This is a genomic window from Fulvimarina uroteuthidis, from assembly GCF_034321785.1.
Classification (GTDB): Bacteria; Pseudomonadota; Alphaproteobacteria; order Rhizobiales; family Rhizobiaceae; genus Fulvimarina; species Fulvimarina uroteuthidis.
The window spans coordinates 184801-201859 of the sequence record NZ_JAXLPB010000003.1 but is presented as its reverse complement, the minus strand read 5'-3'; the positions used below and the strand labels follow the sequence as shown (position 1 = coordinate 201859).

Here is a 17059-nt window from a genome sequence, read left to right as displayed (position 1 = left end):
AAGCGCGCCGTCCTCCCTCGTGGCGATCAAAGGCCCTGATAGATCGGGAAGCGATCGGTGAGCGCGATCACCTTCGCCTTGACGGCGGCTTCCGCCGCATCGTTCTCTTCGGAATTCGACTTGCGCAGACCCTCGAGCACCTCGACGATCAGATTGCCGACTTCGCGGAACTCGGCGGTGCCGAAGCCGCGCGTCGTGGCCGCCGGCGTGCCGAGACGGATGCCCGAGGTGATCGCCGGCTTTTCCGGATCGTTCGGGACCCCGTTCTTGTTGCAGGTGATGTTGGCGCGGCCGAGGGACTTCTCGGACGCCTTGCCGGTCAGCTCCATCGGCCGCAGGTCGACGAGCATCAGATGGGTGTCCGTGCCGCCTGAAACGATGTCGCAGCCACCGGCCCGCAAGGTTTCGGCCAGCACCTTGGCGTTCTCGCAGACCGCGCGCTGGTAGGACTTGAACTCGGGCGTCAGGGCTTCGCCGAACGCGACCGCCTTGCCGGCGATGACGTGCATGAGCGGTCCACCCTGGAGGCCCGGGAACACGGCCGAATTGATCTTCTTGGCGATCGCCTCGTCATTGGTGAGGACGATGCCGCCGCGCGGGCCGCGCAAAGTCTTGTGCGTCGTGGACGTCGCGACGTGGGCGTGGGGGAACGGCGACGGATGGACGCCGGCCGCCACGAGACCGGCGAAATGGGCCATGTCCACCATGAAGTAGGCGTCGACCGAATCGGCGATCTCGCGCATGCGCTTGAAATCGACCTGTCGCGAATAGGCGGAGCCGCCACCGATGATGATCTTCGGCTTGTGCTCGTTCGCCAGCTGCTGGACCTGATCATAGTCGATGAGGCCGGTTTCGAGATCCAGTCCGTACTGGATCGCGTTGAACCACTTGCCCGAAAGGTTCGGCTTGGCACCGTGGGTCAGGTGGCCGCCGGCGTCGAGGCTCATGCCGAGGATGGTGTCGCCCGGCTGGATCAGCGCGAGAAAGACCGACTGGTTGGCCTGGCTGCCCGAATTGGGCTGGACGTTGGCGTAGGTGCAGCCGAACAGCTTGGTGACGCGCTCGATCGCAAGGTCCTCGACCAGATCGACATATTCGCAGCCGCCATAGTAACGACGGCCGGGATAGCCTTCGGCATACTTGTTCGTGAGCACCGACCCCTGGGCGTCGAGGACCGCGCGCGACGTGATGTTCTCCGACGCGATCAGTTCGATTTCCTGGCTCTGGCGTCCGAGTTCCTTCCGGATCGCCGACATCACGTCGGCGTCACGCTCGGCAAGCGGCGTGTTGAAGAAGGTCTCGTGAAGGTTGGACTGGCTCTGGATGGCCTCGCTCATGATTGTCTTAACTCCCATTGTTGCCGACGAGTATGTGCTGGCCCGGGGACCATAAGACATACGGACTGGAGGCCGAGCCTAGCATGCAGGCCGGACTATTCCAACGAAACTCCTCTACCCTCCCGGATAACAAGTTCCTATCCGGTCAGCGCCGAAGCGGGCGCGTCCGGCGCATCGGGACCGAAGCCCGGACACGAAGAACCCGGCTCCGCGCGAACGCCCGGGCCGGGTCCCGTCAAGCTGCGCGGGGCCGCCTTCGGCCCGTCGCGGCGAGCAAAGCTCAGAAGCCGTCGTCGCCCTGTGCGTAAGGGTTCTGCTGGCCGGCCGCGTAGGCGGTCGCGGTCAGCTCGCCCATCGCAAGTTCCTGGGCGCCGTCGCGATGATAGATGTCGTCGCGGAACTGGACGACGGTCGGGTCGCTCGCCCAGGCGGTGACATAGGTGAAGTAGACGGGCACCGAGTTGGTGAGATCGATGTCCCGTCGCGTGCGTGCGGAAATGACGCGCTCGATCGCCTGGCGATCCCAACCCGGTTCGTCCCGGGCGAGCCATACGATCAGATCGCGCACGTTCTGGACGCGCACGCAGCCGGAGGATTCGAACCGCATCAGTTCGGAGAAAAGGCTCTGCTGCGGCGTGTCGTGCATGTAGACGGCGTGCGGATTGGGAAAGTTGATCTTCACCGACGCCATCGCGCTGTTGGGGCCGGGATCCTGGCGGAAGAGATATTTCACCGCTTCGTCGGAATTCCAGTCGATCGACTGCTGCGGAATCTCCTGCCCGTTGCCGTCGAAGATATGGATGCCGCTGCGCTGAAGATAAGCGGGATCCTGGCGCACGAGCGGAATGATGTCCTTGCGCACGATCGAGGCCGGCGCGTGCCAGTAGGGATTGAGGTTGAGGTTCTGGATGTTGGAATTGAGGATCGGGGTCTGGCGATCCACCTTGCCGACGACGGCGGTGTGGCGTTGCACGACCTGGCCGTTCTCGACCGCCTCGATCGAGGCTGCGGGGATGTTGACCATGACATAGCGCGAGGGCAGCGCCTCGGAGAGCTGGTTCTGAAGCCGCGCGGCGTTCGTCTGGAGCTGGCCGAGCCGCAGGTTCGCCGGAACGTTGAGCGCCTTGTAGGCATGTTCGCCGACGACGCCGTCCACCGGCAGACCGTGCCGGGCCTGAAAACGCTTCACCGCCGCATCGACATAGGTATCGAAAGCGGGCGATCGGGCAGCTTGCGCGGACAGATCGCCGGAGATGGCAAGGCGCTGGCGCAGGATCTCGACATCGGGCGAGACCTCGCCCAGCTTGAGGACGTAGCGCGCCGGAACCTGTGGCCAGCCGCCCTGATAGACGATCTCGCTGTGGCGCTGCATGGCCGCCTGCATGGAGGAGAGCGTCTGCTGGGAAAACACCGGGCTGAGCGAGGATACCTGCCTGGCACTCGAGCCGCGCGTATCGAACTGGTCGTCCCAATTGCCGCGCGAGGGGGCCTTGAGAAGCCCGTCGAGCGCGGTCTGCGCCAGTCCGGCCCCGGTCATGCCGAGACCGAGCGCCGCCGTGGTTCCGGCCAGGAACGAACGGCGCGTCGTGCGTCCGGACGCGTTTGTGGTGTTGGTCATGTCATCTGTTCCCCTCGTCGCCGCCCGCTCGTCTCAACGTGCCGATCGCACGGTGCGATCGCTACCGTCGCGCACGCACCACGCTATCGAACGAGGCTTTCCCAACCCCGTCCACCCGCTGAAAACATGTGGGCTATCGCGCGACGCTCCCATTTCAATGCGGCGAAACGAAGGATCGGACGCGGGCCCCGTCCCGCTTCTTGCGACCGGGGGGCGCTGCCGCAATTTCATGCCCGCCTCGGCGGCGGACCTTTAATACGAAGTCCGGTTGATCCCTTCGGGATACCGGACTTCAATCCGCTCAAACGCCGCGCGGGCTTTGATCCGGTGTCCGGTCTCATCAACCGGACCCCGTATGAAATCGCCAAAAGGCCCCGCTCTGCAAGAGCGGGGCCTCGTCGGGGATGTCCGGCCATGGCGCGGAGAACGAGAAGGCCGGACATTGCCGGGTCGCCGGGTGCGGGACGCCCTCTTAGAGGCGGTAGACGATCTGGTCGTTCCAGAACCGGTCGAGGCGCTGCAGCGACTTGTTCATCTTGGAGAATTCCTGCTCGTCGAGACCGCCGACCTTGTCGATCGAACCGATGTGACGCTCGTAGAGTTCGGCGACGACGCTGGCGATCTCCCGGCCGGTCTCGGTCAGCGAGATGCGGACGGCGCGGCGGTCGACGCGGGACTTCTGGTGGTTGATGAAGCCGAGGTCGACGAGCTTCTTGAGATTGTAGGAGACGTTGGAGCCGAGATAGAAGCCGCGGCTGCGCAGTTCGCCCGCCGTGAGGGTCGCGTCGCCGATGTTGAACAGGAGCAGCGCCTGAACCGCGTTGATGTCCGTGCGGCCCTGGCGCTCGAACTCGTCCTTGACCACGTCGAGCAGGCGGCGGTGCAGACGCTCGACCAATTGGAGGGTTTCGAGGTAGAGCGACTTCAGGTCGCCGGTGGTCTCGGTTTCGTGGCTGGACAGGTGGGCAAGGGACTGGCTCATGATCGTTCTCCGCTGATGAAGTGATGAGCTCTTGGTCGTCTCATCTTGAAAACCGTTTTAGTCCGCCCCTCTAAAATTCGACTTAAACTTCAGGCTTAACAAGCTTTTACGACAAGTGCCGCGGTTTCGTCCTTAATTAAACCTCGCCGAAACCTTTCCAAATTCCAACAACTCCAAGCATCTTTACAGCTTGTTCATCACGCGTCTTTGCGCCCGCGCGCCCGCCGGACCCCTTACCGACCGGCGGGCACCTTGCGCCTCGCCTCGCGCAGCTTCAGCCTGTCGCGGTGGGCCATCAGGCGCAGCGCGCCATACATGCCGATGCCCCACACATGCAGCGCCAGGACGAGAAGCCGCGACCCGAACAGAATCGGGAAGCCGAGATGCAGCATCGCCTCCACCAGGATGACGAGCCCCCAGACGACGGGTGACCAGCGGGCCGTCATCCACAGGGCGATGCCGGCGATCGGATAGAGCACGGCAAGGATCGGCACGGCGATCTTCCACCAGGCCGGCATCAGGTCGAATCGCGCCGGCACCTCGACGAAGATCGGAAGCAGCGGCGCGAAACCCACGAGGGACGCCCAGTAGGCGACGCCGAGCGCCAGGAGATAGAGGGAGAACACCCGCAGGAGAATGACCGTCAGGAGCCGGTTGACGCCGAATTCGTGGCTTTCGCTCGGAAGCTCGATCGTCATGGCCGTGCCTTCCCGCGGGGCCTGCGCGCCATGCGGCGCACCCCCTGCCCGCAGATCGGGACGGTGTCTGTCGGCGTTTGCTGTCCCAAGAGGCAAGTTCCGTATTTTTGGTCGGCGACCGTTTTACGCGAGGCTCCGATCCTATAGTCAGATCCCATCGCGGGGAACCCGCATGGTGAACGAGATGAGACCGGGCCGCCGCCGCCGCGCCCGAGGAGGATGCGATGAGCCAGAGAGACGTGAGCGATATTTCCCGACAGATCGTCGATGCGACCGGCGGCCTTCGCATGCGCCGCCTGCGCCAGGCCGAATGGTCGCGCCGGCTCGTGCGCGAAAACCAGTTGCGCAGCTCCGACCTCATCTGGCCGATCTTCGTCAAGGACGGCGACGGCGCCGAGCCGGTCGCGTCCATGCCGGGGGTCGAGCGGCGCTCGGTCGCGGGCTGCGTGGACGCTGCAAGGCAAGCTGCCGATCTCGGCATTCCGGTGATCGCCCTGTTCCCTTTCACCGACCCGGCGCTGCGGGACGAAACCGGATCCCAGGCCCTCAATCCCGACAATCTCGTCTGCCGCACCGCGCGCGCCATCAAGAAGGCCGTGCCCGAGATCGGCATCATGTGCGATGCCGCCCTCGATCCCTACACCAGCCACGGCCATGACGGGCTGATGGACGGCGAGCGCATCCTCAACGACGAATCGGTCGAGGTTCTCATGCGCCAGTCGGTCATCCAGGCCGAGGCCGGAGCCGATATCATCGGCCCGTCCGACATGATGGACGGGCGCGTCGCCTGCATCCGCTCCGCGCTCGACGATGCCGGGCTGCGCGACACGATGATCATGGCCTATTCAGCGAAATACGCATCGGCCTTCTACGGCCCGTTCCGCGATGCGGTCGGCTCGAACGCCATGCTGAAGGGCGACAAGCGGACCTATCAGATGGATTTCGCCAATGCGAACGAGGCGCTGCGCGAGGCCGCGCAGGATATCGCCGAAGGCGCCGACATGATCATGGTCAAGCCCGGCCTTGCCTATCTCGACATTCTCTCGCGCATCACGCAGGAACTCAACGTTCCGGCATTCGCCTACCAGACCTCCGGCGAATACGCGATGATCATGGCGGCGGCGCAGAACGGATGGCTCGACGGGGACAAGGCGATCCTGGAAGTCCTGACCGCCTACAAGCGCGCCGGCGCGTCGGGCATTCTCAGCTATTTCGCGCCCAAGGTGGCCATGGCGTTGCGGGAAGCGGCCGGCTGAGACGGGACTGAGTGGGCAGCGCCGTCAGCCGGCTGGGGTTTGGAACGGGATACGGTGGAGGTGTTTCGGACACGAGCGTTTGAAGGGCCGGGATGGGTGGTTTCCGGACGGTCGGCTTTTAGGAAAAGACATGGATAAGCAGCCGAACGGTTTGCCCGTTCGGCTGCTTGCTGTCACTCGCTGAATGTCGGTTCGAGCATCTCGATGAGACTCCGGGTTGCCTCGGACCTGACGTCGTTGGGATAGTTTCGGTTCGCCAGCACTACGACACCCAGCTTTTCGGACGGCAGGAGGGCCACGTAGGCACCAAAACCGTTGGTCGAGCCGGTCTTGTTGAGGAACACGTCATCGAAGTCGGGAGGGATCGGCGAGGTAAGGCGTTCCACGGGCTGTGCGTTCAACGCCATGTCGCTCGAATTGCCGGATTTCAGTCCGTCGACTTCGACCGGCCAAGGATACTGCTCCCAGATGAGGTCCTGGACATAGTAAGCGGTCTGGAAATACCCGGTGCGGGTTCCAGAGAGAGCCGCTGAGATGTCGTTCGGAACGTCCACTGTGCCGAGGTGGGCACCGAGGAACCGGGTCATGTCCGTCACCGTCGACTTCACGCCGTAAGCTTCGGCATCGAGAATACCCGGATTGACGCGGATGGGCTGATCACCGTCTCTCGAATAGCCGTAGGCGTATCGGTCGGCTGCCTGCGAAGGCACGGAAACATAGGTGCTTGTGAGCCCAAGACCATCGAAGACCTGCTCCTCGACGGCCTCACCATATGGCTTCCCGAAGCTTTCCGCAGCGATCTTGCCCAAGAGGCCGATGCTGACGTTTGAATAGGAACGCGTCGCGTTCGGATCGCCTTCCGGTTCGAAGGTTCTCAGATAGGTGATCAAGCCGTTTCCTGAATCCGAAACGCTATCGGGCACCTGAAGCGGAAGACCGGCTGTCGTATGTGTGGCAAGGTTCAAAAGCGTGATGCCGTCGAACGCTGTTCCCTTGAGGGCCGGAACATAATCAGAAACGTTATCTTTCAACGATAGGAGCCCGCGCTCCTCAGCAAGCTCTGCCAGGGTGACGTTGAAGAGCTTACTCACCGAACCGAGCTCGAAGATCGTGTCGTTCGCGACCGGCTTGCCGTTCTCGCGAATTGCCTCGCCATGGTTGAAATAGAATTCCCGCCCGTCGAGCGTCAGGCCGACAGCAAGACCCGGTATGCGGTATTCCTCAATGATCGGCAGGAAGACTTTCGAAGCGGCCGTCTGGAACTCGCCATCCGTCAGCGCATGGGCCGAGGATGATCCGAAGGCGAGGGCGAGGACTGCGGGGGCAATGATGGTCGTTTTCAACCGAAGACTCCAAGGTGAGAATGGGTGCCTTCTACAGGAGCAGTTTGTGGCATTCCCGCGGCCTCTCTTGGGATCGCAAATTTAAGTGTGGAGCGTCGTTAATGAGGTCGAAAGCTGACCGTAGCTCGTCCGAGCGAATTTAAGACAAAATCATGAATTCGGTTTCGGATCGCGAACTGCCGATCACGGCGGCACCACGGCTATCGTGCCTGTTGCGGACGCGCGCGGGCATCACCATTTTTGGTTCGAACCCGTGATGAGAGAAAACGCACCAATGGATAGAACCGCACCCGTGAACGACGTCTTCGAGACCGGCTCCGAACTCGACGAACCGCTCCTCTACCGCAGCGCGTTGCGCCGTCGGTCGGCCGCATTCCTCATCGACTACGCCTTGATCCTGATCCTGTCGGTTCCGGCAGCGATCGTGGTCTTCTTCCTCGGCATCGTCACGCTGGGCCTGGCCTTCGGCCTCTACGCCTTCCTGCTTCCCGTCGTCGCGATCGTCTACATCGCGTTCACCATGGGCGGCGCGGCGCAGGCGACACCGGGCATGCGGCTCGCCAATCTGGAAGTGCGGCGCCTCGACGGCGGCACCGTCGATCCGACGCTCGCGGTCCTGCACGGCGTGCTCTTCTGGGCCAGCACCGTGATTCTGACCCCGGCCGTGGTGGCCGTCGGCCTCTTCACCAGGCGCAAGCAATTGCTGCACGATGTGCTGCTCGGGACGGTCGTGTCACGAAAGTTCTAAGGCTTTCTCAAACGGCGGACGTCTCCCGAAGATCGATTCGATATTTGGCGGCCGATTAGAATATTGTTTCGCAATGGCCGATCGAGCGTCTCGAACCGGTCCTTGCGTTCGTGCGGCACCCCACGGATAAGCTAGACCCCGAAGACTTGCGCGGGGTTTCATGGATCAGTTCCATATCTGGGTGACATACGGGCTCATCGCGCTCAGCGTCGTCGGCTACGCGGTCGAGCGCTGGCCGATCGAGGCGGTCGCGGCCGCATCGCTCAGCCTGTTCCTCCTCTTCTTCGCCGCCGTGCCCTACACGGACGCGGACGGCGCGACGATCTCGACGGCCGACCTCCTTTCAGGCTTTGCCAATCCGGCCCTGATCACCGTCATGAGCCTGCTCATCGTCGGACAGGGCCTGTTCGCGACCGATGCGATGTCGCGACCGGCGCAGTTGCTGACCCGACTCGGCGGCGCCACGGGCGGCTCGACGATCGTCGTCGTCCTCGTGGCGGCCGGCATTCTCTCGGCCTTCCTCAACAACACACCCGTCGTCGTCATCTTCATTCCGATCCTGACGGTCATCGCCACGCAGCGCGCGGTGCCGGTCGCCCATGTGTTCATGCCCCTGTCCTATCTGTCGATCCTCGGCGGCATGACGACGCTGATCGGCTCCTCCACCAATCTCCTTGTCGCGGGCGTCGCGCAGCGCTCGGGGATCGCGGTCGGCTTCTTCGACATCACCCTCGTCGGCATCGTCCTCGCCGTCATCGGCGGCTTCTACGTCCTGAAGATCATGCCGCGCATCCTGACGCCGCGCAGCGGCGGCGACGGGCGTCCGATCGAAAGCGGCGGCAAGCAGTTTCTCGGCGAGATCAATATCGACGAGGACCATGCCTTCGCGGGTATCTCTGCGCGCGCCGGCCTCTTTCCCGGGCTCGGCGAACTGACGCCCCGCATGATCCTGCGGGACGCGCAAACCTTCCTGCCGCCCTTCGACGACGTGACGCTCGCTCCCGGCGACCGGCTGATCGTGACGGCCACGCGCAAGGCATTCTCCAAGGCGCTATCGACCGGCAATCTGGCCGTGCGCACCATCGATCCGGCGTCCGGCGAAAACAATCCGGAGCGGACCCGTTCGATCGGCCCGGACATGGTGATGGCCGAGGCCGTGGTCGCGCCGGGCTCGCGCTATGCGGGCCGCACCATGCAATATTCGGGGCTGCGCACCCAGTTCGGCATCACGCTCTTCGGGTTGCAACGCAAGAACCGCATGGCGCGCTCGGCGCTCGGCGATATCCGGCTGGAGCCCGGCGACACCCTGCTTCTGTGCGGTCGCCAGCCGGCGATCAACGCCCTGCGCGGCAATCACGACCTGCTGCTTCTGGAATATTCCGCCCAGCCGATCCCCCAGTCGAGCAAGGCGGGCCTTGCGGGCGCCATCTTCCTCGCCATCGTCATGATGTCGGCCTCCGGCGCCCTGCCGATCGAGGTCCTGGCGTTCTCCGGCGCCGTCCTGATGGTCGCGACGGGTTGCCTCACCGTCGGCGAGGCGGCCCGGTCGTTCGATCGCTCGATCTTCATGCTCGTCGGTGCCTCCATCGCGGCGGCGACCGCGCTCGAGCAGACCGGTGGCGCGACGCTGCTGGCGAACGCGCTGGTCTCGAGCCTTGCCGGCGCCTCCCCGCTGGTGATCCTTTCCGGCCTGTTCCTGCTGATCGCGATCCTGACGAACTTCCTGTCGAACAACGCCACCGCCGTCCTGTTCACGCCGGTGGCACTCGACATTTCGGCGCAACTCGACGTCTCGCCGATGGCGTTCATCGCCTGCGTCATTTTCGCGGCCAACGCATCGTTCGCGACGCCGATCGGCTACCAGACCAACCTTCTGGTCATGGGGCCCGGACGGTACCAGTTCAGGGACTTCGTCAAAGCCGGGCTTCCCCTCGTCTTTTTGATATGGGTGTGTTTTACTTTGATCGCACCCTTCTACTACGATCTCTGAACCGCGGTGATCATCCTTGACGATCCACCACCCGCAAGCGCCTCAATTCTTCCTGACGTCGCCCTCCCCCTGCCCCTACCTTCCGGGCCGCGCGGAGCGGAAGGTGTTCACGCATCTGACGGGCGACCGCGCATCGGGGCTTCTCGACCTTTTGAGCCAAGGCGGTTTCCGGCGGAGCCAGAACATCGCGTACCGGCCGGCCTGCGAGCGGTGTCGGGCCTGCATATCGGTGCGGATTCTGGTGGACGAGTTCACCCCGAGCCGGAGCTTTCGCCGGACCATCCGCAAGAACGCGGATCTCATCGCGTTCGAGGGCAAGGCGGAGCCGACGAGCGAGCAATACAGCCTGTTCCGCAGCTATCTGGACGACCGCCACCTCACGGGCGGCATGAGCGAGATGAGCGTCCTCGACTATGCGATGATGGTCGAGGACAGCCAGGTCGACACGCGGCTGATCGAATATCGCATGCGCGTCCCCGGTGCGATCGGAACGACGGACGAACGGGGCGGCGAACTGATGGCCGTTGCCCTCAGCGACGTGATGGCGGACGGCCTGTCCATGGTCTACTCCTATTTCGAGCCGGACGCCGCCGAGCGCAGCCTCGGCACGCTGATGATCCTCGATCACATCGAGCGGACGCGCAAGCTCGGCCTTCCCTATCTCTATCTCGGCTACTGGGTGGAAGGGTCCGCGAAGATGAACTACAAGATCCGCTTCCAGCCACAGGAGCATCTGATGCCGAAGGGCTGGGAACGCTTCGTCGGATAGATCGCGGCGGCGGCCAGATCCGCCGGCCTCCAGAACTGCGTCCGAGAGGCCTCGGCGGCGAGCCTTCCGGCCGTCCGCTTCCGCAACGGATCGATCGACAGCCTCCGGGGTCTCCAGCATTGACGAACAACGCCATCGCCGAATCGAACCGTGTCGGCCTCCTGCTCATCGCGATCGGCGGCATGGTGCTGTCGTTCGACATACCGCTGATCCGGCTTTCAGGCAGCGACTACTGGTCCGTCCTCTTCCTCCGCAGCCTTCTCATCAGCGGCGCCGCCGTGGGTTACTGGGCCTTCCGACGCTACGTGCAGGGCCACGAGACGAGGCTCGTCGATGGCTGGAAGGGATTGTTCGTCACCCTTTGCTACGCGGTCGGCGTCACCAGCTTCCTCTATTCGGTGTTCAACACGACGGCGGCGAACACGGTCTTCATCCTCGCCTTCAACTCGGTCTTCGCGGCGCTCCTGAGCTGGGTCCTGTTCGGCGAACGTCCGTCGCGAACGACGATGACCGTCATTCCGGTGACGATCGCCGGCGTGTGCCTGATCATTGGATCGGGGCTCGAAACCGGCAATTGGACGGGGGATCTGGCGGCTCTGAACGCTGCCTTCTTCATCGCGCTGGCGCTCGTCGTCAGCCGTGGCTCGCGGCGCGACATGCGCTATGCCGCGGCCCTCGGATCGATCCTGCCGGCGCTGGTCGCGCTGCCGATCGTGCTGGCGGAGGGATTTCAGTCGCAGGCACCGGTCTGGCTCGTTCTCAACGGCGGCCTCGTCGTGCCGATCGCGCTGATCTGCCTTGCCGCCGGCCCGATGTTCGTGCCGGCGCCGCTGGTCTCTCTGGGATATCTGCTCGAAACGGTGTTCACGCCCGTCTGGGTCTGGCTCGTCTTCGACGAGCGTCCTGCGGCGCTCGCCTTCGCCGGAGGCGGCGTCATCCTTGCCGCTCTCTGCGTGCAGACGATGGCGGAACTTCGCTCGAACCCGAAGCCGGGGCTCGCGACGGCCGCGTCGGGCGGACGGGCCGGACAGCATCCCTGACGACCGCCTGTCAGAACAGGCCGAGATCGCTCAGTTCGTCGCGCATCTCGCGCGGCAGGCCATCGTCTTCAGACGCGCCGGCGAAATCGGCCGGGGCTTCGTCGGGCTTGAGATAGCGCCAGCCCTGAAAGGGGCGCTTGGGATGGCGTTCCGTGCGCACCAGCACCGGGTCCAAGATCAGACGGCAGCGCCCGATCCCGCTCTCGTCGGTGAACGGAACGATGTCGAGAAGCACCTGACGGGCGCAGATCTGGCCCTTGATGACCCAATAGATCGAGCCGCCGTCGAGGAGTTCGTCCCGGCGTTTGGGGACCATGCGGGTCTGGTGCCACGTCACGTCGGCGCCGGACAACAGCATGCGCTGCGCGATGAATCCCTCCAGATCCTCGACGGTTTCCGGCCCGACGCTCAGCTTCAACAAGTTCAACGCCATCACGCTCCCAACGCCCGTTTCACGAGCGCGCGACCCCTACGGCGCCGCGCCATGAACGGGCCTCCTGTTGTCCGGCCATCCGGCGCGAAGACGCAAAAAACCGACGACACGAAACGATGCGAGCCGATGAAAGCCGATCGTCGTGTGCCGCGTAAGGCAGAGGGTGGGAAGAGGTTTGGGAGACGCCTGGCGGCAATCCATGCCCGGTCCGGCCTGTCTCCTGGGCGGCTCTCAGCTCGCGGCGACGGCCACGGCGACAGGCTCACCGCCCGCAAAGAGAAAACCAAATGCCATAAACGCTGCGAACAGTGCGACCGTCCAAACGGTCACACCCCAGCGCGACGTGCATACGCTATCGTCCATGAGCCAACTGATCCTAGAATTGAATTCCCCGAACCGACACCAGGATCTCCCCTTCCCGTCTCGGCGAAGTCGTTAATTAGACGTTAATCGAGGCTCTCGCAAGGGCCCCGATCCTGCAGGTCTGGCCAGCATAGATCGCATGCCTTGCATCTTTCTTGCGTCCCGCCGCAACGCGCGTTTTCGCCCGGTCACAAGCGTTTCGATGGTGCTAGAGTGTTGGCATGGTGAACGAATCGGCAGGGCCGCGGCCACGGACGATGGACGCCGTTTTCGGCTAGCCGTGGCACGCTTGCATCGCTATGGGATCGGCATGTTTATAGACTGGACCGACATCGCCGCGCTCGGCCTCTACCTCTGCGTCTGGGTCGGCTACAACCGCATCACCGACAATATGGCGCGGGGGGGCGGCAGTCTTTCCTCCCTGATGAACGAGGAGCGTGAACGCTGGCTGCGCACCGCCCTGTCGCGCGATCTGCGAATGATCGACACGGCGGTCCTCACCAGCCTCCAGCAGGGCACCGGCTTCTTCGCGTCGACCTGCATCTTCGCGATCGGCGGATGTTTCGCCCTGCTCGGCTCGGCCGAGGTCATCGCGGACATCTCGTCCGACTTCTCGATCATCAGCACGGCCCACAAGGTTCTGGTCGAGATCAAGCTTCTCGGGCTGGTGGTGATCTTCTCCTACGGCTTCTTCAAGTTCGCCTGGTCCTACCGGCTGTTCAATTACTGCGCGATCCTGATCGGCGGCCTGCCGATGCGCAGCGACGCGGAGAAGAATCCCGTGGAAGCCGAGGAGGCCGTGCAGAGGGCGCTGACGATGAATGTCGTCGCGGGATACAATTTCAATGCGGGCCTGCGGGCGATCTTCTTCGCCCTCGCCTATCTCGGCTGGTTCCTCGGACCCTACACCCTGGTCGTGTCGACGATCCTCGTCGTTGCCATCATCGCCAATCGTCAGTTTCGCTCGCCCGCCGTCAAGGCGCTCAAGGATCTCCGGACAAAGGCACCCACGGCATGACGGACGCCGCCACCATCGATCGCGCACGCATCACCGAGACGATCGTCGCGCTCACCGCGACGCGCGGCCCGGGCAAGACCGTCTGCCCCTCCGAGGTCGCGCGCGCGCTCGCGGGTTCGAACGAGAAGGAATGGCGCAAGCTCATGGCACCCATTCGCGCCGAATCGGTGCGGCTGGCGAGCGCGGGCGAGATCGTCATCAAGCGGAAGGGAAAGCCCGTCGATCCGCAGGATTTCAAGGGAATCTACCGGCTCGCCCTGCCGGCCGGCGATGGCGAACCGGGCGCCGAAGAGATCGAACCGGGCAAAAGCGAGCCCCCGTCGACGGCGTAGACGAGAGCCGGTTCAGCCCCCGGCCTGAAGCGCGTCGAGCTTTTTTGGCGAGGGAATCAGCGCGTCCGTCCGCCCGGCCAACCAATAGGCCAGAAGCCCCAGATATTCGCGGATCGCGAAATGGACCTTCTCCAGATTGCGCGTCGTCGCGGTCGAAGGCCGCCACATGTCCGCGCCGCGGGGCGTGCGATAGTCGACCGGATAGGGCGTCACGTCGAAGCCCACCGTGCGAAAGGTGCCGACGGCACGGGGCATGTGATAGGCCGACGTCACGAGAAGCCAGGTCTCGCCGGGCCGGGGCCTTGCGAGCGCCTTGGCGTAGACCGCGTTCTCGAACGTGTCCCGCGCCCTGCCCTCCAGCGACAGGCGATTCGGATCGAGGCCCAGCCCCAGATAGAACGCTTCGGCCGATTGGGTTTCGGGAATATCCTCGCTGAAGGCAGCCGCCACGCCGCCGGTGAACAGCAAACGTGCCTCGGGATAGGTCCGTGCCAGCGCCATCGACACGGTGGCGCGGTCGGCCGCCTCGTTGAGCTCCACGACACCGCGCGTGCGCGCGACACGCGTATCGAACGCGCCGCCCAGAACGATGATACCCGCCGCGGTCTCGGGCATGGGCGACGGTCGCTCGAACCGGTTCTCCAGATGCGCGGTCATCGCGATGCCGAGCGGCGAGAGGCTGACGACGGCCAGCACGAACGCCGCAAGAGCGAAGAGCGCCTTCCCCGTGCGCCGGAACCCGAGCGCGACCGCGACCCAGCCAAGGGCGGCCGTGAGGATGATCGCGACGAGCGGCTGCAGCACGAACCAGCCGATCTTGGCGAGATAGAAGAACATGGACGGCGGAACTCCGCTTTACTGCTGTTCGCCGGAATCAGTTGTGCGTGCCGACTTTGCGGGACGCAGGGCATCGAGATCCGAGGCGTCGAAATCGACATTGACAGGCGTGCGCATGATGATCTCTCGATGCGGAAAGGGAATGGCGACCCCGTTCTCCCTGAACGCGTCCCATAAGGCCATCAGCACCTGGCCCTTGACGTTGGCAATACCCGCCGGCGGATCGCTGATCCAGAACCGGACCACGAAATCGATCGACGAGGCGCCGAAACCGGTCATCCAGCAGACGACGCCGCGATGCTTGATCACGCGCTCCACCGACATCGTCGCCTCTTTCGCGATCTCGATCACCTGATGCGGATCGGAATCGTAGGATACGCCGAAATTGACGTCGATCCGGACCAGTTCGTTGGAAAACGACCAGTTGATGACCTGATTGGTGATGAAATCCTCGTTCGGGATCAGATATTCGCGCCCGTCCCGCGTCACCACCGACACGAAGCGGGCGCGCAGCTCGCGAATCCAGCCGAACGTATCGCCGAGAGAGATGGTGTCGCCGGGCTTGATCGACCGATCGAGCAGGATGATGACGCCCGAGATGAAGTTCGAGACCACCTTCTGCAGACCGAAGCCGAGACCGACGCCGATTGCCCCCGACAGGACGGTGAGCGCGGTGAGATCGACGCCGACGGCCGCGAGGGAGACCGCCAGAGATATGAGAATCAGCCCGATCTTCAGGAATTTGCCGATGAGCACGCGCAGCGTCGGAGTCAGCTCCTGCGAGCGCTGGACCCGGGCATCGAGGTAACGCCCGAACAGGCTGGCGAGCCAGAGCGTCACGGCCAGGACAAGGATGGTCTTGATGACGATGAGGGCCGAGATGCGGCCGTCGCCGACCTGGATCGCCGCCGAATCGAGCGCTCGCGTGAGGGGGACGAGCAGGTCGAGGATCGACAGGGCGGTGATGCCCCAGACGATCCAGGTGATCGCACGCGCCAGAATGCGGTTCCGCACGAGCCGCGAGGCGACCGAAATGACGAGCAGTGCCAGCGCCAGATTGAAGACGATCGCCACGATCTGGCTTCGCGGCCCGCCGGCGCTGATGTCGAGCAGAATCGCGACGAGCAGAAACAGGACGAAGAAGACCAGCCGCATGCGATGGCGGATCGCGACGACGATCCGCAAAAGGCCGGGCGCGCCCTTGATCCTGCGGGCCTGACGTTCGATCGGCTTGCGCGTCAGCCTGTCGGCGACGAAGGCCAGAACGAAGCAGACGAGAACCGCCCCGATCTGCGCCAGTTGCGAAGGCTGGTAGAAGAAGGCGAGCGCGGCCCGGCTTTCGGCAAGAACGTCCGGCCAGAGCGCCGCAAGCCGATCGAGGTCCATCTCAGTCGCGATCCCAGATCGGCGCGAACGAGGGATCGACCATGCGGCCCTGCGGCGAGGCGAGCGTCGCGATCGCGGCCTTTTGCGCCTCGGTCAGCTCGATATCGAAGACTGCGATGTTCTCGGCCAACCGGTCCGGGTTGGAGGTGCGCGGAATGGCGCCGACATTCTTCTGGCTCACATGCCAGGCGAGCACGATCTGAGCCGGCGACGTTCCGTGCGCCTCGGCCGCCTCGACGATCGGAGCCTTGCTCAAAAGCTCGCCGCCCCGGCCGATCGGCGAATAGGCGACGAGGGCGGCATCATTGTCGCGGCAGGCTTCCAGCACGCTGTTCTGGCTGAGGAAGGGATGATACTCGACCTGATTGCACACGAGGGGATTGGCGGACATCGCGGCCGCTTCGCGAAACAGGGCGTTCGGGAAATTGGCGACGCCGATGTGCTTCGCAAGCCCTTCCGAGATCGTCTCGTTGAGGGCGTCGATGCTCTCCTCCAGCGCGATATCCGGGTTCGGCCAGTGGATCAGCATGAGGTCGACCGGCCCGATATCGAGATCCTCGACGCTTCTGCGGGCCGATGCCAGGAGATCGTCCCGGCCGATATCGGTCCACCAGACCTTCGTCGTGACGAACAGTTCGGACCGGTCGTGGCCGCTCTGCCGGACGCCCTTGCCGACGGCCTTCTCGTTTTCGTACATCTTCGCCGTATCGAGATGGCGGTAACCGACCTCGATCGCCTTCGCGACGAGGCGGGAGCATTCCTCGTCCTTGAGCGTGTAGGTTCCAAGTCCGATGGCGGGAATGGATGCGCCGTGCGCTTCGATGATCTTCATGTGCGTCTTCCGATTGTCCGGCATGATCGTTCGATCGATCTTCCGATGGCTTTGCAAAGAAGATAGGCACAGCGCGG

The 17059-nt window shown here is 64.0% G+C and carries 17 protein-coding genes; 7 read left to right on the top strand and 10 right to left on the bottom strand.

Annotation, left to right across the window (positions count from 1 at the left end; all coding sequences use genetic code 11):
• Positions 1-26 precede the first annotated feature (26 nt).
• From glyA to U0C82_RS10625, 4 genes are all read right to left on the bottom strand, one after another.
• Entirely contained in the window at positions 27-1337 is a 1311-nt protein-coding gene (gene glyA, locus U0C82_RS10640; RefSeq protein WP_322187087.1) for a serine hydroxymethyltransferase, read from the bottom strand.
• Positions 1338-1617: 280 nt separating this feature from the next.
• Positions 1618-2955, bottom strand: a complete 1338-nt coding sequence (locus U0C82_RS10635; RefSeq protein WP_322187086.1) for a L,D-transpeptidase family protein — start codon at positions 2953-2955, stop codon at positions 1618-1620.
• 472 nt (positions 2956-3427) lie between these two features.
• A complete protein-coding gene (gene ldtR / locus U0C82_RS10630) occupies positions 3428-3937 on the bottom strand; it encodes a transcriptional regulator LdtR (RefSeq protein ID WP_322187085.1) in 510 nt (169 codons plus the stop codon).
• Positions 3938-4170: 233 nt separating this feature from the next.
• Positions 4171-4635: a DUF6163 family protein gene (locus U0C82_RS10625; protein WP_322187084.1), complete on the bottom strand. Its 465-nt coding sequence runs from the start codon at positions 4633-4635 to the stop codon at positions 4171-4173.
• A gap of 224 nt (positions 4636-4859) precedes the next feature.
• On the opposite strand from U0C82_RS10625, the gene hemB reads away from it, so the two are divergent.
• Positions 4860-5891, top strand: coding sequence for a porphobilinogen synthase (gene hemB / locus U0C82_RS10620; protein ID WP_322187083.1), 1032 nt, complete (start codon positions 4860-4862; stop codon positions 5889-5891).
• Positions 5892-6064: 173 nt separating this feature from the next.
• Here the strand turns inward: hemB and ampC are convergent, their stop codons facing one another.
• Positions 6065-7234, bottom strand: a complete 1170-nt coding sequence (gene ampC / locus U0C82_RS10615) for a class C beta-lactamase (RefSeq protein WP_322187082.1) — start codon at positions 7232-7234, stop codon at positions 6065-6067.
• 274 nt (positions 7235-7508) lie between these two features.
• Here ampC and U0C82_RS10610 point away from each other — a divergent pair, with 274 nt between their 5' ends.
• From U0C82_RS10610 to U0C82_RS10595, 4 genes are all read left to right on the top strand, one after another.
• The gene (locus U0C82_RS10610) at positions 7509-7982 is read left to right on the top strand and encodes an RDD family protein (protein WP_322187081.1); all 474 of its coding nucleotides are present in this window, start codon (positions 7509-7511) and stop codon (positions 7980-7982) included.
• Positions 7983-8142: 160 nt separating this feature from the next.
• Positions 8143-9972 carry an SLC13 family permease gene (locus tag U0C82_RS10605; protein ID WP_322187080.1) on the top strand — a complete coding sequence of 610 codons (1830 nt, stop codon included), beginning with the start codon at positions 8143-8145 and terminating at the stop codon, positions 9970-9972.
• Positions 9973-9988: 16 nt separating this feature from the next.
• The gene (locus tag U0C82_RS10600) at positions 9989-10741 is read left to right on the top strand and encodes an arginyltransferase (protein ID WP_322187079.1); all 753 of its coding nucleotides are present in this window, start codon (positions 9989-9991) and stop codon (positions 10739-10741) included.
• Between the two features lie 119 nt (positions 10742-10860).
• Positions 10861-11781: a DMT family transporter gene (locus U0C82_RS10595; RefSeq protein ID WP_322187078.1), complete on the top strand. Its 921-nt coding sequence runs from the start codon at positions 10861-10863 to the stop codon at positions 11779-11781.
• Positions 11782-11791: 10 nt separating this feature from the next.
• Here U0C82_RS10595 and U0C82_RS10590 read toward each other — a convergent pair whose 3' ends face one another.
• Together U0C82_RS10590 and U0C82_RS10585 are read right to left on the bottom strand one after the other, a co-directional pair.
• The gene (locus U0C82_RS10590; RefSeq protein WP_322187077.1) at positions 11792-12214 is read right to left on the bottom strand and encodes a DUF1489 family protein; all 423 of its coding nucleotides are present in this window, start codon (positions 12212-12214) and stop codon (positions 11792-11794) included.
• A gap of 231 nt (positions 12215-12445) precedes the next feature.
• A complete protein-coding gene (locus U0C82_RS10585; RefSeq protein WP_322187076.1) occupies positions 12446-12577 on the bottom strand; it encodes a hypothetical protein in 132 nt (43 codons plus the stop codon).
• Positions 12578-12887: 310 nt separating this feature from the next.
• Here U0C82_RS10585 and U0C82_RS10580 point away from each other — a divergent pair, with 310 nt between their 5' ends.
• Both U0C82_RS10580 and U0C82_RS10575 read left to right on the top strand, forming a co-directional pair.
• Complete coding sequence (locus U0C82_RS10580; protein ID WP_322187075.1) at positions 12888-13595, top strand: DUF599 domain-containing protein; 708 nt, start codon at positions 12888-12890, stop codon at positions 13593-13595.
• A complete protein-coding gene (locus U0C82_RS10575) occupies positions 13592-13927 on the top strand; it encodes a DUF3253 domain-containing protein (RefSeq protein ID WP_322187074.1) in 336 nt (111 codons plus the stop codon). Before U0C82_RS10580 ends, U0C82_RS10575 begins: the two co-directional genes overlap by 4 nt.
• A 12-nt stretch (positions 13928-13939) precedes the next feature.
• Here U0C82_RS10575 and U0C82_RS10570 read toward each other — a convergent pair whose 3' ends face one another.
• From U0C82_RS10570 to U0C82_RS10560, 3 genes are read right to left on the bottom strand one after another with little or no spacing between them, the layout of a single operon-like run.
• A complete protein-coding gene (locus tag U0C82_RS10570; RefSeq protein ID WP_322187073.1) occupies positions 13940-14764 on the bottom strand; it encodes a YdcF family protein in 825 nt (274 codons plus the stop codon).
• Positions 14765-14782: 18 nt separating this feature from the next.
• The gene (locus tag U0C82_RS10565) at positions 14783-16150 is read right to left on the bottom strand and encodes a mechanosensitive ion channel family protein (RefSeq protein ID WP_322187072.1); all 1368 of its coding nucleotides are present in this window, start codon (positions 16148-16150) and stop codon (positions 14783-14785) included.
• A 1-nt stretch (position 16151) separates the two neighbouring features.
• The gene (locus tag U0C82_RS10560) at positions 16152-16982 is read right to left on the bottom strand and encodes an aldo/keto reductase (protein WP_322187071.1); all 831 of its coding nucleotides are present in this window, start codon (positions 16980-16982) and stop codon (positions 16152-16154) included.
• Between the last annotated feature and the right edge of the window lie 77 nt (positions 16983-17059).

What these genes read in the sequence shown, in the direction of transcription:
- glyA (WP_322187087.1), bottom strand. Translation starts at nt 1,337, where the DNA reads ATGAGCGAGGCCATCCAGAGCCAGTCCAACCTTCACGAGACCTTCTTC.
- U0C82_RS10635 (WP_322187086.1), bottom strand. Translation starts at nt 2,955, where the DNA reads ATGACCAACACCACAAACGCGTCCGGACGCACGACGCGCCGTTCGTTC.
- ldtR (WP_322187085.1), bottom strand. Translation starts at nt 3,937, where the DNA reads ATGAGCCAGTCCCTTGCCCACCTGTCCAGCCACGAAACCGAGACCACC.
- U0C82_RS10625 (WP_322187084.1), bottom strand. Translation starts at nt 4,635, where the DNA reads ATGACGATCGAGCTTCCGAGCGAAAGCCACGAATTCGGCGTCAACCGG.
- hemB (WP_322187083.1), top strand. Translation starts at nt 4,860, where the DNA reads ATGAGCCAGAGAGACGTGAGCGATATTTCCCGACAGATCGTCGATGCG.
- U0C82_RS10610 (WP_322187081.1), top strand. Translation starts at nt 7,509, where the DNA reads ATGGATAGAACCGCACCCGTGAACGACGTCTTCGAGACCGGCTCCGAA.
- U0C82_RS10605 (WP_322187080.1), top strand. Translation starts at nt 8,143, where the DNA reads ATGGATCAGTTCCATATCTGGGTGACATACGGGCTCATCGCGCTCAGC.
- U0C82_RS10590 (WP_322187077.1), bottom strand. Translation starts at nt 12,214, where the DNA reads ATGGCGTTGAACTTGTTGAAGCTGAGCGTCGGGCCGGAAACCGTCGAG.
- U0C82_RS10585 (WP_322187076.1), bottom strand. Translation starts at nt 12,577, where the DNA reads ATGGACGATAGCGTATGCACGTCGCGCTGGGGTGTGACCGTTTGGACG.
- U0C82_RS10580 (WP_322187075.1), top strand. Translation starts at nt 12,888, where the DNA reads ATGTTTATAGACTGGACCGACATCGCCGCGCTCGGCCTCTACCTCTGC.
- U0C82_RS10575 (WP_322187074.1), top strand. Translation starts at nt 13,592, where the DNA reads ATGACGGACGCCGCCACCATCGATCGCGCACGCATCACCGAGACGATC.
- U0C82_RS10570 (WP_322187073.1), bottom strand. Translation starts at nt 14,764, where the DNA reads ATGTTCTTCTATCTCGCCAAGATCGGCTGGTTCGTGCTGCAGCCGCTC.
- U0C82_RS10565 (WP_322187072.1), bottom strand. Translation starts at nt 16,150, where the DNA reads ATGGACCTCGATCGGCTTGCGGCGCTCTGGCCGGACGTTCTTGCCGAA.
- U0C82_RS10560 (WP_322187071.1), bottom strand. Translation starts at nt 16,982, where the DNA reads ATGAAGATCATCGAAGCGCACGGCGCATCCATTCCCGCCATCGGACTT.